Raw genomic sequence first — 15677 nt, forward strand, 5'->3', positions numbered from 1 at the left:
AACGGCGTCGCAAATGAACACGTCTTTCATGAGTTTCCTCGTATTGACCGCTTTAACGTCACGCAGCCACTGCGGACTGCGGCGCGAAATCGAATGCGTTGGCGAAGGCGTCGACGAGATGTTCGCCGATGGGCAGCGCCGAAGTCGCGGCAGGAGACGGGGCATTGCAGACATGCAGGCTTCGCTTCGATGGACGAATCAGGAAGTCATGAATCAATGCGCCGCTCGATGAGACGGCCTGCGCGCGAACGCCCGCAGGGTAGGGTTCGAGGTCCTCGAGCGTGAGCTCGGGACAATACTTGCGGCATAGCGCGAGATAGCCGCTCTTCCAGAGCGAATTGCGCATCTCCGAGATGCCCGACGGACCGTAGGTCCTGAGCATCTTCCAGAATCCGCCGAAGGACGCCATCTCGGCGAGATCGGAGACGTCGATGTCGCGCCAGCGATAGCCTTCGCGCGCCATCGCGAGCACCGCGTTCGGGCCCACGGTCACGTAGCCGCCGATCATGCGCGTCAGGTGCACGCCAAGGAACGGCAGCGCGGGGTCCGGCACCGGATAGACGAGATGCCGCACGATATCGTTCTTCGATGCGGGCAGCCGGTAGTACTCGCCACGAAACGGCACGATACGGAAGTCGACGTCGACCTTGCACATGCGCGCGAGGCGATCGGCCATGAGGCCCGCGCAGACGATCGCGTGCTTCGCGCGAAAGCGTCCGCTCGCGGTCGTCACGACGACACCATCGTCGTCCTCGCTCATGCCGACGACCCGTTGCCCGAGCATGATCTCGGCGCCGTTCTCCTGCGCGACCCGCGCCATGGCGCGGGTCACGGCGGGATAGTCGGCGATACCGCTCGACGCGACGCGTATCGCCGCTTCGCCGACGATGCGCGGCTCTTCGCGCGTCAGTTCGTTCTGGTCGAGCCATTGCGGCTGCAACTGATTCTGGCGGCATCGTTCGAACAGATCCTTGAGCCGTTCGACTTCGATCCGGTTCGTCGCGACGATGAGCTTGCCGCACTGCTCGAAGCGGATGCCGTGGCGGCGTGAAAACGCGTAGGTGGCGGCGGCGCCACGGCGGCAGAACTCCGCCTTCAGGCTGCCGGGCGCGTAGTAGACGCCCGCGTGGATCACGCCGCTGTTGTGGCCGGACTGATGCACGGCGAGCGCGTCTTCCTTTTCGAGCACGATCACCTTGAGCGCGGGATAGCGCTGCGTGAGCTGCATCGCGGTGGACGCGCCGATGATGCCGCCGCCGATCACGATCACGTCCGCATCGGCATCGCGGAAGGAGACGTGGGCGCTCATTGGGCGAAGGTCCCGCGCTGGCGCATTAATTCACGATGCAGTTGCGGATGCTTCTCGAACGGCGCGCGTCCATGCAGCCAGAAATAGTTATTGGCGACGATCAGCTCGCCCACCGGCAACGAGATTTCGCGGGTCGCGGATGACGTTTCCATCGAGTTCGACATGGCGTGCAGGAAGCGCGCTTCGGCGAGCGTGCGCGGCTGCACGAACTGGTCGATGAAGGCCATCGACAGACCGAATTCCGAATGGAAGAACAGCGGGCGCTCGACCGCGGCGCTGACGTTCTTCGAGCCGGGCGCCTTGTAGACGAACGGCAGCGCGCCCATCGGATCGAGCGCGAACTGGTCGCGTTCGGTCCAGTCGTCGAGGTGCATGAGACGCGACTCGCCGCCGCTCGCGTTGGTCTCGTCGAACTTCATCATGAGCAGCCAGTGCGTCTCTTCCTCGACGTAGGTGCCGTCCGTGTGCAGCGAGAACAGGCGATAGGCCTGGCGCAGATAGGAGTCGCTCGAGTCAGTATCTTTAACGAGGAAGCGGGCGTAGTAGGTTCCCGACATCGCGTCGTGATTGCCCGGTCCGAGAAGATGCGCGACGGCCGTGCCGAAGCGGACGAAATCGTCGCTATCGGACGTCACGCCTTGCACGCCGGTCGTGAATCCACCGCTCGAGCGATCGCGCGCGATCTGCGTGAGCGTCGAGCCGAGCGCGCCACCGAACGCGCGGTCCAGTTCGTGCGCCAGCATGAAGCGCATGAAGGGCACGTATTGCAGGTTCTGCACATCGACATCCTTCACGGCCTCGAAAAAGCGCGTGAGCCCGTCCTCGTCGAGTTCGATGCGGCGCAGGCGAGCGTGCTGCGGATGGGCGTGAATGCGGAAATGCGTCTGGACGACACTGGCTTCGACGGGCGCGTTCATCAATTGCTCCATGTGAGAGATGTCGCTATTTCACGTGGATCCTGTGTTCGGTTAAACTGCCAGAAACCTCATTTTTAATCCGAAAAAGCGATTAAATGGATAGCCGCCTGTTGAAGGCTTTCGTGGCGCTGGCCGAGGATCTTCACTTCGCGCGGACGGCGGATCGGCTGAATGTCGCGCAGTCCGTGCTCAGCGATCAGTTGAAGAAGCTCGAAACCGCGCTCGGCGTCAGGCTGCTGAACCGCAACAAGCGTTCGGCCGTCACCCTGACGGACGCGGGCGCGGCATTTCTGCGGGAGGCGGTGCTGGCGCTTCGCCAGCTCGAACGCGCCGAGTCGGTCGGCAAGCTCGCGGCGCGGGGGGAAATCGGCAACGTTTCGCTAGGCTACATCGGTTCGGCCGTGTCCACGGGCCTGCTGCCGGCGGCGCTCAAGCGCTTTCGCGCGGATTGTCCCCATGTCGACATGGAGATCACGGCCATGGAGACGCCGCGGCAGCTCGAATGCCTGCATGACGGCCGGCTCGATGTCGGGTTTCTGCGTTCCAGATCGCGCTACCCGGACGGCGTCGCGGCGACCGTCGTGAAGCGCGAGCCGCTGATGATCGCGCTGGCGTCGAATCATCCGCTCGCGGCGTCCGGGATCGTGCGTCCGCAGGCATTGCGCGACGCCGCGTTCATCGTTCCGCAGTTCAGCGAGAGCGAAGGCTTCGCGGAGAACCTGTCGAGTCTCGGCCGGCTCGGCGGCTTCGACGCTTCGCCGCGCCATCGCGTCGCCGATTTCATGACGGCGCTTTGCATGGCCGCTGCGGGCTACGGCGTCGTGCTGGTCCCGGAATCGATGAAGTCGCTCGCGCCGGCTGACGTCGCGTTCCTGCGGGTCGCGGGTTATCACGAGGAAGCGGAACTCGCTATTGCTTACAGGACGCGGGAGAATGCGCCATCGGTGAAGCGATTCGTCGAGATCACAGTGGCGCTGTTCGCGGGCGCTGGCATCTGATGAATTCGGTGCGTGGCCTCAGTCCGAACGTTTGAGCATTCGATGGGTCAGACGCGATGTACCCGGAGCGGGATGACTGGAGAGAGGATCATGAGCAGAACCGAGAAAGAAAAGATGCTCGCCGGAGAACTGTACACGGCGAACGCACCCGAAATTCAGGCCGATCAGGCAGCAGCCCGCGCGTGGATGGCGCGCTTCAACGGCGCCATCGACATGCCGCTCTCGGAGAGATACGAACTCCTGCAAGAGCGGCTCGCCGCGATTGGACCGGACTCCATGATCCGGCCGCCGTTTCACTGCGATTATGGCTTCAACATCAGTCTGGGCGCCGGGGTGTTCCTCAATTACGGCTGCATCATCCTTGACGTCGTTCAGGTCGAGATCGGCGACATGACGCAGATTGCAACCGGCGTGCAGATTCTGACGGCCGATCATCCTCGCGATCCGGCCGTTCGCGCGGCAGGCCTGGAATTCGGGCGCCCGGTGCGGATCGGACGTAACGTGTGGATCGGCGCGGGCGCGATCATTCTGCCGGGCGTGACGATTGGCGACGACGCATTGATCGGCGCGGGCAGCATCGTCACGCGCGACGTGCCGGCGGGCGCCACCGCTGTCGGCAATCCTGCGCGCGTGCGTCCGGCCGCGAAAGATCACGCGTGAAGCGCTTTGCCACGTCCCTGAAACGCGGTCAGATCCGGGTACATGCTGCGAATCTTTTGCCACTCGCTGGCATCGAAGAATTCGCACGCACCGCCGGTATAGCGTTTTGCGACTTCGGTCGTGAAGCGCACTGCTTCCGCAAGATCGACTTCGTGACTGGCGCTTGAATCGCTGCCGCCCACGACCGATCGCGCGGTGATCGCCACGCCGACCACGGGTTTGTCGGTGGCGACGTGCGGCTGCATGATGCTGTTGAAATGCGATAGCCCGTTGTCATAGGGCGTGATGTCCTGCAGCGAAATCGGGAACGTAACGGCCGGTTGGCCCGTCGTCGACTCCATGATCGCGACGAGATCGGGCGCCATGCGCAGGATGTAGCCCTGCATCGCGGTCGGCGACAGCGCGAAGCCACGATGCTTGACGATGCGGTTGCCCTTGGACGCGTCGAGCGACAGAATCGCGTCCATCTCGGCCGATACCTCGTATTCGTTCATCGTGGCCGAGGAGACGGGCATTCCCATAAACGGCACGCCGTTGTTCTCGCTCATGGGTGCGTCGGTCGACAGATGAGTCGTCACGATCACGTCGCCGGGCAGCGCGTCGCCGTTCGCCTTCATCTGCGCGAGCTTGAGCGCTACGGCAAGCGCACCGATCGGGCCGTCCGCGTCCGATACCATGCCGAGCTTCGCCGGGCGCGCGCCGATCGCGCCATTCCTGCCGATGACGCCGAGCGTGCGAGCCTGGCCACCAGCCTTTTTGCCGTGCGTGCCCGGAATCACGATCGTGATGAAATCGGTGCTTTTCGCGGGATTGCCGGGCGGTTCGTTCTTGATGGACCTGACTTCGACCGTTATGCCGTGGCCGGTATAAGGCTCGAAAATCTCGGCGATGGTGTGACCAGTAACGGTGGCGCTATCGAGCGCGTCGAAGATGACGAGGGTCTGTTTCAATGCCATGTGAAGTATCTCAATATAGAGCCGATGCGGCGCGCATCGGGCCGCATCGATCGTTTGTTGGGAGTCAGAACAAATGCCGAAGGCCGAGCATCACGGAGAGCTGCTCGCTCCTGCCGTTGAGCGTGACGCCCTTGGCCGCCGAAGCATTCGTGGTCGTATTGCCGAACAGCCCCGACCATCCGCCACTCGTCCACTCGTAGGCGGTGGCCAGATAGACATCGGTGCGCTTGCTCAGGCTGTAGTCCGCGACGCCGTATGTGGTCGTGCGAGTGCCATCGAAGCCGTCGGCGTGGGTGCGGTCCTGCATCCCGGCGACGGTGAAGAGCCAGCTCGGGGTGGCGCGGTAGCTTGCGCCGAGCGTGAAGAAATCGTCGCTGCGCCGCTGACTGAACACCGAATTGATCGCGACAGGCGCGGTCGGTGAGCCCGAGGCCATGCTGGTGATGGACGCCGTATCGGTGCCGCCGTTGGACGAATCGAAACCCGCGTCGCGATTACTGTGCAGGTAGTTCGCATACAGACTGGCATTGCCGATCGTCGCCTTGACACCGCCGAGATAGATGCGCGCACGACGGCTCTGCGTGTCGTTCGTCTGTTGTGCGTCACCGATCAGGGTAATCGGTCCGGACGCGTATTTGACGCCGAGCGACATCGACGAACGCGCGCGCGATTCGCCGGCAATGCCGCCTGCCGCATACTCCGCGATCACCTGCATCGGCCCCCACGCGCCGGTATAGCTGATCGCGTTGTCATAGCGCTGGCCAACCAGATACACCTGCCACGAGTTGCTCGGTGCGGCGCCGACGCCCAGCGGATCGACGTAGTACAGCATGGTGTTCGCGGTGGTGTACTGACGTCCGAGCGCGAGGTCGCCCCAGCGCTCACGGCCAAGCTTGACGAACGCCTGGCGTCCGAATAGCTGTCCTTGCTGATCCAGCTTGCCGGTATTCGCAAGAAAGCCGTTTTCGAGCGTGAAACCGGCCCGCCAGCCGTCGCCGAGCGCCTCGTCGCCTTTCAGCCCGAAGCGGCTGCCCGAGAGGAAGCCCTCGTTACCCTGCTGCAGCCCGATCGTCGAATCGCCGGACGGGTTAGTGTGCGTCTGATAGCTCAATGCAACGTCCATGACGCCGTACAGCGTCACGCTCGACTGGGCCTGCGCGCCAGCCGCGAAGCCCGTAAGCACGGCGAGCGCAATGATCTCTGTCTTCAATTTAGACATCCTAATCGTGAACGGCAAAAATTGCCGCCTCTGAAAAAAAGGCGGCGGACGATCAACGCCGCAACGTCGGCCACTGATCGATATCCGACGGACCCGTGATCGAGTTCAACGGGAAGGTCGCGTGTTCGCCCAACGTCTCGACCTGAGTCTTGCTGACGAAATGCAGCGCGCCGCGTTCGCCGAGGACCGTGCCGGTGGCGCCGTCGGACAGCAATGCGGAGCCTTCCGGCAGCGCGAATACCTGTTCCGGCGCATTGATGTCGAGGAACTCGGCAAGCCGTTCCTCACGGCTCTCGCCGTTGTGTCCGGCCGGCTTGCCGCTGATGAAGTGCGGATTGATCTGAAACGGCACGAGGCCGAGCGCGCGCAGCGTCGGCGGCTGCACGATCGGCATATCGTTGGTGGTGCGGATCGTGGGGCACGCAACGTTGCTTCCCGCGCTCCATCCCATGTACGGGGTGCCCGCCGCGACTTTCGCGCGGATTGCATCGACGATGCCCGCGTCATACATGCGCTTGAGGAGCGCGAACGTATTGCCGCCACCTACGGCGATGGCCTGCGCACTCTCGACTGCGGCCAGCGGGTCCGCGCTGTGATGAATCGATTCGAGCGCGTAGCCGAGACCTTCGAACACTGGCTTGACGATTTGTTCGTAGCTGTCGAAGCTGAACGTCACGCCGGCGAACGGCACGAAGAGCACCTTGAGAGGTTCGCGCTGGAGGAGCGCGTGGATCTGTTCGGTGGCGTGCTCGAGATAACCGAGCTGGTCCTTTCGGGAGCTGCTCATCAGCAGGATGCGTTGGGTCATGGCGTATTCCTTGATCGAATCGGATGGCGGCGCTCAGGCGAGCGTCGCGCGGATGATTTGCACGACGCGGTCGATCTCGTCGTGCGTATTGAAGTAGTGCAGCGACACGCGGGCCATCGTGCTCACGCCGTATCGCGCGAGGATCGTGTCGGCCATGAAGCCGCCTGCCTCGATGATGCAGTGCTGCGCCTCCAGCGCCGACACGAGCGTGGCAGGATCGACCCCGCGCAGGTTGAACGGCACGATGCCGATGCGTTGCGCGACATGCGTCGGTCCGTAAAGCTCGAAGCCGGGCAGTGTCGAGAACTGGTCGACCGCGTATGCAGTCAACTCCCGCACGCGTTCGGCGATTGCGTCGATGCCGATTTCCCGGGCGTAACGCACCGCTGCGCCGAGCGCGAGAATGGCCGGCACGACGGGGCATCCGGCTTCGAAGCGTCGCGCGCTCGCCACGAACGAGAGCGCGCCCGTCGTGCGGTCGAATGTGCCGTTCCACCAGCCCGCGAGCACCGGCTCCAGCTTGTCGATATGCGCCTCTCGCACGTAAAGGAAGCCCGAGCCTTCAGTCGCGCGCAGGGCCTTGCGCCCGCATGCCGCGAGAAAGTCGCAGTCGAGCTGCTCGACGCTGACCGGCAGCATGCCCACGCTCTGCGACGCATTCACGAGCGACATCACGCCGTGCTCGCGCGCTACCTTGCAGATGCTCGCGGCGGGCTGAACCGCGCCGGTGGAATTGGGCACGTGAGAGAAGGTGACGAGCCGTGTGCGTGGCGTGATGGCGGCGGCGAACGATTCCGGCGCGAGCATGCCAGCCGCGTCAGCCGCGATCATCTTCACCACCACGCCGTGCGTGTGTTCGAGGCGCCGCCAGGGCAGCAGGTTGCTGAGCATTTCGGTATCGGCGACGAGAATCTCGTCGCCCGGTTGCCAGCGAATGCCGTGCGCGACGAGCGAAATGGCTTCCGTCGCGTTCTTGGTGAAGGCGATTTCGTGCGGGCCCGCCTCTATGAACGCGGCGAGCTCGCCGCGCACGGCGTCCACGCGGGCGTAGGTTTCCTTGCGGAACGAGGGCAGGTAGATGCCTACGTGCCCCGTGTCGAGCAGATAGCGACGCGCTTCGTCGAGCACGGAATCGGGCGGCAGGGACGCGGCGGCCGTGTCCATGTAGACGGTGGTGGCGGTCAGCGGCGTGGCTGCGCGGATGGCTTCGATATTCATGCTGCGTTTCAGTCCAGTAGAAGGGGAGCGGATTACTTGTGCAAACGGGTGACGGAACCCCCGAAACTGAACAGGGCGTCGCCGGCGATGACACCGCCCGCGAATGCGCTCATCTCGGCGCTATGGCGCTCGCCGCGCAGGCGCGTGATGACAAAGCGGATCGCGAGTCCGGCAAGTACGGCCCAGCCAGCAAGCGGCGAAGCGATCAGCATGCCGGTCGAAAGCAGAATGCCGAGCTGGCGCTTGGCGCCGCCGAGCAATTGCAGGAGCGCGCCCGGAATCGCCCAGATGGCGAGGTTGCGGGCGATTTCCATCGACGAGCCTGCCTTGACCGACGCCGCATAAACGCGGTCGACCGGCGGCACCATGTTGCGTGAGAAGAAGTGATCGTGAAACGCGATCACGACGATCGCCGCGACGATGAAGCCTGCCATCGCAGCGATCAGTTGCTGCCGGCGGCCTGCCAGTTCGGCGTCCATGTCGCGGCCTTCACCGCGCAGCAGATAGCCGGTCTTGAGGTCGTAGCCCATGTCCGCGAACGCCGGGCCCGTGGCGGCCGAGAAGCCGGCCAGCACGGCCAGCGCCGAGGGCGGGAAGCCGATCACGATGCCGATCGTCAACGTGATGAGCGCGACGGCGAACGCCGGGAACCAGCCGGAATGCATCGCCGCGATGCCGACGATCAATTCGTGCGCGTAAGCGGCGAGCGCGGCATAGACGATGAAGCCGACCAGCATCCCCGGCGACAACTCGGTGATGTGACCTGCAAGCACCGAGATCAGCAGCGCGACGAGCATGTATGCGATGAATCCGCCGGACAGCACGCGTGTTGCGCGCGCGCCGGACATTTCCAGATTGCGCGGATCGGTGTCGTTGCTTGCACGCGAGCGATGAATCTCGCGCGCCACCTGAAACAGCGCGACGATGCCCGCGCCGATCATCAGCCCGTGCGGAATATAGGCCGCCGCGATGTCGACATGAAGGAGCGGAATCGAATAGCCGCGGATCAGCAGACCTATGCCGAACATCGTCAGCGCGGCGAGATTGCCGAGGAAGGCCGCGCCGAACGCGGACATCGGCACGCCGACGATCGCGCCGGCAACGCCGGCCGCAACGCCGAGTCCGAGGAAGGCGGCCTTGCGGCCACCCTGATCGCCCGCCCAGATGGCTTCGGCGGTAGCGACTCCGGCCGGCCACGTACCGGTCGCCGGAAAGATCTTGCTGCCGAAGAGGTGATAGAGCATTGCGCCATCGACGAGCATCGCCGCAATGGCGCCGATGAGCATCGGCGTGACGAGTTCGGGCATGCCCATCGCGAACGGCACGCCGAGCGGGATCATCAGCGAATTGGCGGCGCCGAACGTGGCCGACGAAATGGCCGTCTGCACGAGGTTTTGCCGTTCGAGCACGCGGAAGCGGCGCGTCACCTGCAGCGGAATGCGCGAGAACACGATCGCGATCAACGCGCCGATGATCGACGTGTTCGCCGAAATGCCGAGCGAAACGATGAGCTGCATGCCGATGATCGCGCCGAGCACCGAGAGCGCCATCGACACGACCAGCAGCAAAGGCTCGAAGAAGGACACGCGCGGGCGCGGCGCGTCTGCTGGCATGGATGTGTCTAAATCGGCAGGCATGTCGATTGATCCTTTCATGATGTCGTGTCTCCGCCGGCTCGAGTGGCGCGGCTCAGGCAATAGGGTGGGTGAGTCGTCGGAAGGGTCAACCGGTCAGCCCGACCACGGGCTCGATCGTTTCGCGGGTCTTCTTCAGGGCTTCGATGAGTCGCGGAATGGCCTCGCCATCCAGCCGCTGGACGGGCCCGGCGATGCCCAGCGAACCGATGACGCTGCGGCGGTCGCGAGACCATAGCGGGACTGCGAGCCCGGCGACCGTCGCGGCCGCCTCTTCCCGGGTGTGGCACCACCCGTCCGCTCGAACCTTGGCGAGTTGTTCTTCCAGCTTCGCGTCGCCTGCCGTTTTGTTGTGTTGATGGATCGTGGCGCGAAACGCTTCGGGCTGGAAAGCGAGGATTGCTTTTGCGTGCGCGCCGGCGTTGAGCGCAAACCGCTGACCCAATTCGATCGAGAAGCGCAACTGCTGCTGACTCTGCGCCATGTCGGTGCAAACCGCGTCGGTGCCGTCGAGTAGGGAAAGGAAGACGGTTTCGCCGCTCGTCTGGGCCAGCGCATCGAGCGCGGGTTGCACGACGTCGGAAGGCGCGAAGGTGCGGTGCGCGACCTGACCAAGCTCGAACAGCCGCAAGCCCAGCGAATAGCGGCCGGTGCTGTCCTGCCTCAGGAAACCATTCTCCGCGAACGACGCGAGCACGCGATGCACCACGGCGTGGTGAACGCCGGTGGCTTTCGCGAGTTCTCTCACGCCCCACGACGGGTCCTGAAGTGTGAATCGGGTAAGCAAGGCCAACGCGCTATCGAGTGTTTTGAGCATTTCTTCGTCTCTCTATGAGAGACAGTGTCTCTCCTTGAAAAAATGATATTTGCGATAGGGGCCTTTAGTCAATCAAGGGTTTACGCGACGGAAAGGTCAGACAATGCGTCGCTGCGAGATGCGCCGCCAAAAAAAATGCCCGTCCGTCTGGACGGGCAAAACGAGAGAGCGGAATTTGCCGCCGGGAGCGCGCGACTAGAAGCGCTCGCCGTCGAAACCGGGCAACGCTTGCGTGCCTTCGATCTCGACGGAATGCAGGCGTCCGGCGTTCACGCCGAGCAGCCTGAGCATGGTCGGCGCGACCTGCGTGGTCAGCACACGGTCATCGACCGTTCGGCCCGCGTGCTTCATGCCGGGCGCGTACACGATCAGGCCGAGATGGCCGTCATCTGGCGCGTTGCCCCCGTGCTCTTCATCCTTCGACGCGCTCGACGTATAGATCACGCCCGGATTCGGCTGCACGATGATGTCCGGCGTGCGACCCTGTTTCGGATCGCCGAACGCGGCTGCGATGCGCGGACCGTAAAGCAGATAGGCATACGGTCCGTCCGCGCAGATGCCCGGCGCGTTACAGCTCAGATTGTCCTTGAGCGACTTGACCGCCTGCGCCAGTTGATGCTGATCGCGCAGCCAGATGAGACTGACGTCGTCGCTCTGGACGAAGCCCGTGTCGGCCAGCCCGCTCCCATCGTTCAGGTTGCCGGTCTTCGTCGCGTTCTGGCCGTAATTGCCCTTCGGATCGAGATAGTTGTTCGCCTGAAGCAGCGCCGCGACCGTATCGCCGTTCTTGACGAGCTTGCTGTGATCGGTCGGCGACTGGCCGTGCTTGGCCGTCACGATGATCGCGGTGGAGCGATACAGGCCGCGCTGTTTCAGCTCCGACACGATACGCCCGAGCGACGCGTCGACATAAGCGATGGCGGCGCTCACCTGCGGACCCGGCGTGAAGCTGGCGTCGAGATAGCCGCCGTTCGTCGCCACCGTGGCCTTCTGCGCGACGCTCAGCGTCTGGAAGTTCGCGCCGAAGAGGGTCGGCACGCCAGGCGAGGCATCGCCTGTCGAACTCTTGCCGTCGATCTGATTGACGAGCGCCTGCACGTGGAGATCGTCGAAGACTTCGGTATGCGTGTAGATATCGGTGTAGTTCGAGTTCGTCTTCGGGTCGATGGCGTTGATCTCGGTACGCATCAGATCGTCGACGCCCGTGCCCGACGGTCCGTTCAGCCAGTCGTAGCCCCACGCGTGTTTGTCGGCCCACGCCGTGCGCGCTTGCGGCACGCTCGCCTTGACGACCTCGAAGACGGTATTGGTCTTCACATAATCGTGCGGATAAACGGGCTTGCAGACGCCATCGACTTTCGCATGGGGAATCGCCTGCGGATTGAATGCGCCGCCGCCGTCCAGATGTGTGAGCGCTCCGCCGTTCTGGCCATCGATGCCGGTGGTTTCGTCGAAGACTACATTCCAGCCCTGCGCGCCGCTGCAGTTGGCATCGGACGGTGCGTACAGGGTGCGGTCGTACGACACGTCGTAGAAGAGCCCGGTCGTCTTGGGCGAGCCACCGGTCACGAGTGCGGCGAGACCCGGAAAGGAATCGGACAGTCCGGGCGTGTGAGCGTTCGTGTAAGTAACACCGTCCTTCGCGAGCAGCGCGATGTTGGGACACGCATTGGACGCCACGCAGCGCGCGACGTCCTGTTCGTGCAGACCGTCGAAACTGATCAGAATCACATGTTTCGCGATAGCGCGGTCGTCATGATCCGGCCGGCGATGATCGCGCTCGTCCGCCTTCGCATGCGACGCGTGAAAGGCGACCGCCGCGAGAATCGCGCCGAGGAGAGGGATTTGCGCGAGGGCGCGCCTGTTCGTCTTCTTCATGTCTCACCTTTTTGTCAATTGATGAACCTCTTTTCAGAGGCCTATCAATTTGCGGTGCGATTGCGGCGTGTCCATGAACAAGCGCTTTCGATTGACTGTCTTCTGCGTACTTTATTTTCGTCGATTGCAGTCTTTGTTAAGGATGTCATAAGGATGGGTATGCGTTGCAGGATGAGCCCGATCATCGCCGGGACTTTTTTTCCGTCAGGATTTGCAGGAAAACCCGTCCTGGCTGAACCATCCCTAGATAACAGATTTGTAATTCAGCTTGCGTGAGGCGCGCGTAAAATTGCCTGCAGACGAACTTTGAGCAAACGGAACTGCCACGATGCGGGTACTCATTGTCGAAGACGAGCAGAAGGCGGGCGCCTACATCAAAAAGGGCCTCGAGGAAGCGGGTTACCTTGTCGACGTGGTCGGCGATGGCGCCGAGGGCCTCATTCTCGCGAAAGAAGAGAACTACGACGTGATCGTTCTCGACGTCATGCTGCCCTCGATGGACGGCTGGTCGGTGGTCAAGAACCTGCGCGAGTCGAAGTCGACGCCCGTTCTTTTTTTGACCGCGCGCGACGACGTTTCCGACCGCGTGCGCGGCCTGGAACTGGGTGCCGACGACTATCTGGTCAAACCGTTCGCCTTTGTCGAACTGCTCGCCCGGGTGCGCTCGCTTGCGCGTCGCGGTCCCCCTCGGGAAAGCGATCTCATCGTTCTCGGAGATCTGGAAATCGACGTCACGCGGCGGCGCGTCAAGCGCGCGGGCAAGCGCATCGACCTCACGCCGCGCGAGTTCGCGTTGCTGCAATTGCTCGCCAGACGGCACGGCGAAGTATTGAGCCGCACGCAGATAGCGTCATACGTCTGGGACATGAATTTCGACAGCGACACCAATGTCGTGGAAGTCGCCATACGAAGACTGCGCGCGAAGATCGACGACGAATTCGCCACCAAACTGATTCAGACCGTTCGCGGTGTGGGTTACGTCATCGCGCTGGAAGACTCGGCGTGATCAGACCACGTTCGCTGACCACCACGCTTGCTCTGGCGTTCGCGGCGACCACACTGGCGGTATTCGGGCTCGTCGGCACGTTCGTCTACTTCGCGCTGGAACAGCAGGTCAAGGTTCAGGATGATCTCGATATCGTTCTCGCGGCCCGGCATACACGCCGCCTTGCCGACGAGTTGACCGACTACGGCGATATTCTGCAGCATCAGGAACGACTCGAAAGCCAGGTGCTCGGAAACGGAGCCCTATCGCTGCGAATCCTGGATTCCTCCGGAAAGACGCTCGTACAACACAACGTCGATCCAGCGACCGCCACGCTGGAGATTCCCGCCGCCGTACCTGCCGACGCACAGATCACGGAACGATCCATCCTGCCGCTCGCCACGACCGCCGGCGCGCCGATTCGCGCACTCGCGGTCGATGCCTTGCTGCAGAACGGAACGACTGCGACCATCGTCGTCATGCGCAACATGCATGACCGCTGGGTGCTGCTGGATCGATACCGCGACAAGCTGAATGTGGCAGGCATGCTCGGCGTTCTGCTGGCGTTCTGCATCGGCTATTTCCTCGTGCGTCGTGCCATGCGGCCGGTGCGTGAAATGGCTGTCGATGCGGCCAGCATCACCTCGGACAAGCTCAATACACGCATCGAAATGTCGCGCATTCCCACCGAACTCGAACCGCTCGTCGTCTCGCTGAACGGGATGCTCGCCGGACTGGAGAGCAGCTTTCAACGACTCTCGCAGTTCACCGCCGATCTCGCGCACGACATGCGTACGCCGCTTTCCAACATGCGTGGCGCGATGGAGGTTGCGCTCGCGCGGCCACGCCCCGTCGAGGAGTATCAGGCGACACTCGAGTCCAGCCTCGAAGAGTGCGAGCGGCTTTCGCGGATGATCGAGAACGTGCTTTTTCTCGCGCGCGCCGAGCATCCGCAGTTTTCGAAGAACATGCGCGTCATCGACGGCGGCAAGGAGTTGCAGCATATCGGTGATTACTTCGAGGGACTGGCGGACGATGCGGGTGTTCATATCGTCGTGTGTGGGTCCGCGATGTTGCGCGTCGATGTGGAACTCTTCAGGCGCGCGGTCAGCAACCTGCTTGCCAACGCCATGCGATTCACGCCGGCGCAAGGCGTGATCACCCTGTCGATCCACGACGCGGGAGACATGACCCGCGTTTGCGTGGAGAACGAAGGCACGCCCATTCATCCTTCCCTGCTCGAGCGGATCTTCGATCGCTTCTACCGGGCAGATCCATCGCGCGGTGCGTCAGGGGCGGTTGCAGGATCGGCCGGACTCGGACTTGCAATTGTTCGCACCATCATGGACCTGCACGGCGGCCGCGCGCACGCCGAGAGCGATGCGCGCAGCACGCGGTTCATACTGACCTTCCCGGTTGCGGAAGCGCCTGGCTTGCCCGCGAGACAGAAATAAACGTTCCGCAGGCAGCAGCGTTTCTACGCCTTCAGATTTCAAACTTGTAACGTCACAGTCAGACTTTCGGCAGCGCTCCGAATCCAGAATGACTCCAGCGTCGGCAATCATTGAAGCCGGTGTCGGGAGGGTCAATTGCACTCGGGCAAAACCCTCGTCTTCTATATCGGAGAGGGAAAACCATGAAAGCCATGGCATGTGCGGTACTGGTAGCGACCACATTGCTGCCGTTCAGCGCGTTCGCGCAAACCACGGGCAGCCAGGTGACACGCGCGGAAGTGCGCGCCGATCTCGCGCAGCTGGAAGCGGTCGGGTATCGGCCGAGCACACATGACGCCGATTATCCCAATGCGCTCATGTCCGCCGAGGCGAAAGTCGCAACGATGCAAGGTCACAACGGCGCGTATGGCGGCGATCAGGGCGGCGCGCATCAAACGGGTACCGCTTCGCAATAGCGTTTGAAGCGGCGTCGCCGCGAAACTCAATTAATCTATTTACGTATTACTAAGGGATTTGAATCATGAAAAAGACTGCTATGTTTCTTCTTGCTTCATTGGCTATCGGCGTGGCGGGTCAGGCGTCCGCGCAGACCAGCGGATTGACGCGCTCCGAGGTCAATCAACAACTGGTTCAGGCCGAAGCACAGGGTCTGTTGCCTTCGAGCGGCACGGACTATCCGCCGAATGCAGCCGCCGTCGCGCGGAACAAGGCGGCCTTCCAGGCACGCGAGCAGGCGCATGCTTCGGCAACGGGTTACGGCGGAGCAGCGGACGGTCAGACGTCGAACTGAACGCGGACGCGCGGGGAACGGTTTCATCGATTAC

General features: G+C 63.0%; 15 protein-coding genes. 6 read left to right on the forward strand and 9 right to left on the reverse strand.

The features are described from left to right. Positions 1-58 precede the first annotated feature (58 nt). Complete coding sequence (gene lhgD, locus BTHE68_RS24865) at positions 59-1309, reverse strand: L-2-hydroxyglutarate dehydrogenase (RefSeq protein ID WP_162068932.1); 1251 nt, start codon at positions 1307-1309, stop codon at positions 59-61. Then, positions 1306-2226, reverse strand: coding sequence for a glutarate dioxygenase GlaH (gene glaH / locus BTHE68_RS24870; RefSeq protein WP_162068933.1), 921 nt, complete (start codon positions 2224-2226; stop codon positions 1306-1308). Before glaH ends, lhgD begins: the two co-directional genes overlap by 4 nt. Positions 2227-2321: 95 nt before the next feature. Between glaH and BTHE68_RS24875 the strand changes: the two genes are divergently transcribed. Together BTHE68_RS24875 and BTHE68_RS24880 are read left to right on the forward strand one after the other, a co-directional pair. Then, positions 2322-3224: a LysR family transcriptional regulator gene (locus BTHE68_RS24875; RefSeq protein ID WP_162068934.1), complete on the forward strand. Its 903-nt coding sequence runs from the start codon at positions 2322-2324 to the stop codon at positions 3222-3224. Positions 3225-3314: 90 nt separating this feature from the next. Then, positions 3315-3884, forward strand: coding sequence for a sugar O-acetyltransferase (locus BTHE68_RS24880; protein ID WP_162068935.1), 570 nt, complete (start codon positions 3315-3317; stop codon positions 3882-3884). Here BTHE68_RS24880 and BTHE68_RS24885 read toward each other — a convergent pair. From BTHE68_RS24885 to BTHE68_RS24915, 7 genes are all read right to left on the reverse strand, one after another. Continuing rightward, positions 3875-4840 (reverse strand): DUF1177 domain-containing protein, encoded by a 966-nt coding sequence (locus tag BTHE68_RS24885; RefSeq protein WP_162068936.1) that lies wholly within the window; start codon positions 4838-4840, stop codon positions 3875-3877. The genes BTHE68_RS24880 and BTHE68_RS24885 overlap by 10 nt on opposite strands. A gap of 64 nt (positions 4841-4904) precedes the next feature. Then, positions 4905-6050, reverse strand: a complete 1146-nt coding sequence (locus BTHE68_RS24890) for a porin (RefSeq protein ID WP_502710602.1) — start codon at positions 6048-6050, stop codon at positions 4905-4907. Between the two features lie 61 nt (positions 6051-6111). Beyond that, positions 6112-6867 (reverse strand): dipeptidase PepE, encoded by a 756-nt coding sequence (pepE, locus tag BTHE68_RS24895; RefSeq protein ID WP_162068938.1) that lies wholly within the window; start codon positions 6865-6867, stop codon positions 6112-6114. Positions 6868-6900: 33 nt separating this feature from the next. Next, the gene (locus tag BTHE68_RS24900; protein ID WP_162068939.1) at positions 6901-8085 is read right to left on the reverse strand and encodes an aminotransferase class V-fold PLP-dependent enzyme; all 1185 of its coding nucleotides are present in this window, start codon (positions 8083-8085) and stop codon (positions 6901-6903) included. A gap of 32 nt (positions 8086-8117) precedes the next feature. After that, positions 8118-9698 (reverse strand): OPT/YSL family transporter, encoded by a 1581-nt coding sequence (locus BTHE68_RS24905; protein ID WP_174258120.1) that lies wholly within the window; start codon positions 9696-9698, stop codon positions 8118-8120. 109 nt (positions 9699-9807) lie between these two features. Further along, positions 9808-10536 (reverse strand): IclR family transcriptional regulator, encoded by a 729-nt coding sequence (locus BTHE68_RS24910; RefSeq protein WP_162068940.1) that lies wholly within the window; start codon positions 10534-10536, stop codon positions 9808-9810. Positions 10537-10731: 195 nt separating this feature from the next. Continuing rightward, positions 10732-12414: an alkaline phosphatase family protein gene (locus tag BTHE68_RS24915; RefSeq protein ID WP_162068941.1), complete on the reverse strand. Its 1683-nt coding sequence runs from the start codon at positions 12412-12414 to the stop codon at positions 10732-10734. Positions 12415-12742: 328 nt separating this feature from the next. Here BTHE68_RS24915 and BTHE68_RS24920 point away from each other — a divergent pair, with 328 nt between their 5' ends. From BTHE68_RS24920 to BTHE68_RS24935, 4 genes are all read left to right on the forward strand, one after another. Next, positions 12743-13420: a heavy metal response regulator transcription factor gene (locus BTHE68_RS24920; protein ID WP_061176283.1), complete on the forward strand. Its 678-nt coding sequence runs from the start codon at positions 12743-12745 to the stop codon at positions 13418-13420. Continuing rightward, positions 13420-14853 (forward strand): heavy metal sensor histidine kinase, encoded by a 1434-nt coding sequence (locus tag BTHE68_RS24925; protein ID WP_162069186.1) that lies wholly within the window; start codon positions 13420-13422, stop codon positions 14851-14853. Before BTHE68_RS24920 ends, BTHE68_RS24925 begins: the two co-directional genes overlap by 1 nt. Positions 14854-15035: 182 nt before the next feature. Beyond that, positions 15036-15308, forward strand: a complete 273-nt coding sequence (locus BTHE68_RS24930; protein WP_162068942.1) for a DUF4148 domain-containing protein — start codon at positions 15036-15038, stop codon at positions 15306-15308. Positions 15309-15373: 65 nt separating this feature from the next. Continuing rightward, positions 15374-15643 carry a DUF4148 domain-containing protein gene (locus BTHE68_RS24935; protein WP_162068943.1) on the forward strand — a complete coding sequence of 90 codons (270 nt, stop codon included), beginning with the start codon at positions 15374-15376 and terminating at the stop codon, positions 15641-15643. Positions 15644-15677: the final 34 nt, after the last annotated feature.

Source organism: Burkholderia sp. THE68 (assembly GCF_009938265.1).
Taxonomy (GTDB): Bacteria; Pseudomonadota; Gammaproteobacteria; order Burkholderiales; family Burkholderiaceae; genus Caballeronia.

Bases quoted from the DNA above. Each gene is read 5' to 3' on its own strand.
- BTHE68_RS24905 (WP_174258120.1), bottom strand. From the start codon at position 9,698: ATGCCAGCAGACGCGCCGCGCCCGCGCGTGTCCTTCTTCGAGCCTTTG.
- BTHE68_RS24935 (WP_162068943.1), top strand. From the start codon at position 15,374: ATGAAAAAGACTGCTATGTTTCTTCTTGCTTCATTGGCTATCGGCGTG.
- BTHE68_RS24900 (WP_162068939.1), bottom strand. From the start codon at position 8,085: ATGAATATCGAAGCCATCCGCGCAGCCACGCCGCTGACCGCCACCACC.
- glaH (WP_162068933.1), bottom strand. From the start codon at position 2,226: ATGAACGCGCCCGTCGAAGCCAGTGTCGTCCAGACGCATTTCCGCATT.
- BTHE68_RS24880 (WP_162068935.1), top strand. From the start codon at position 3,315: ATGAGCAGAACCGAGAAAGAAAAGATGCTCGCCGGAGAACTGTACACG.
- BTHE68_RS24885 (WP_162068936.1), bottom strand. From the start codon at position 4,840: ATGGCATTGAAACAGACCCTCGTCATCTTCGACGCGCTCGATAGCGCC.
- BTHE68_RS24920 (WP_061176283.1), top strand. From the start codon at position 12,743: ATGCGGGTACTCATTGTCGAAGACGAGCAGAAGGCGGGCGCCTACATC.
- pepE (WP_162068938.1), bottom strand. From the start codon at position 6,867: ATGACCCAACGCATCCTGCTGATGAGCAGCTCCCGAAAGGACCAGCTC.
- BTHE68_RS24930 (WP_162068942.1), top strand. From the start codon at position 15,036: ATGAAAGCCATGGCATGTGCGGTACTGGTAGCGACCACATTGCTGCCG.
- BTHE68_RS24915 (WP_162068941.1), bottom strand. From the start codon at position 12,414: ATGAAGAAGACGAACAGGCGCGCCCTCGCGCAAATCCCTCTCCTCGGC.
- lhgD (WP_162068932.1), bottom strand. From the start codon at position 1,309: ATGAGCGCCCACGTCTCCTTCCGCGATGCCGATGCGGACGTGATCGTG.
- BTHE68_RS24910 (WP_162068940.1), bottom strand. From the start codon at position 10,536: ATGCTCAAAACACTCGATAGCGCGTTGGCCTTGCTTACCCGATTCACA.
- BTHE68_RS24875 (WP_162068934.1), top strand. From the start codon at position 2,322: ATGGATAGCCGCCTGTTGAAGGCTTTCGTGGCGCTGGCCGAGGATCTT.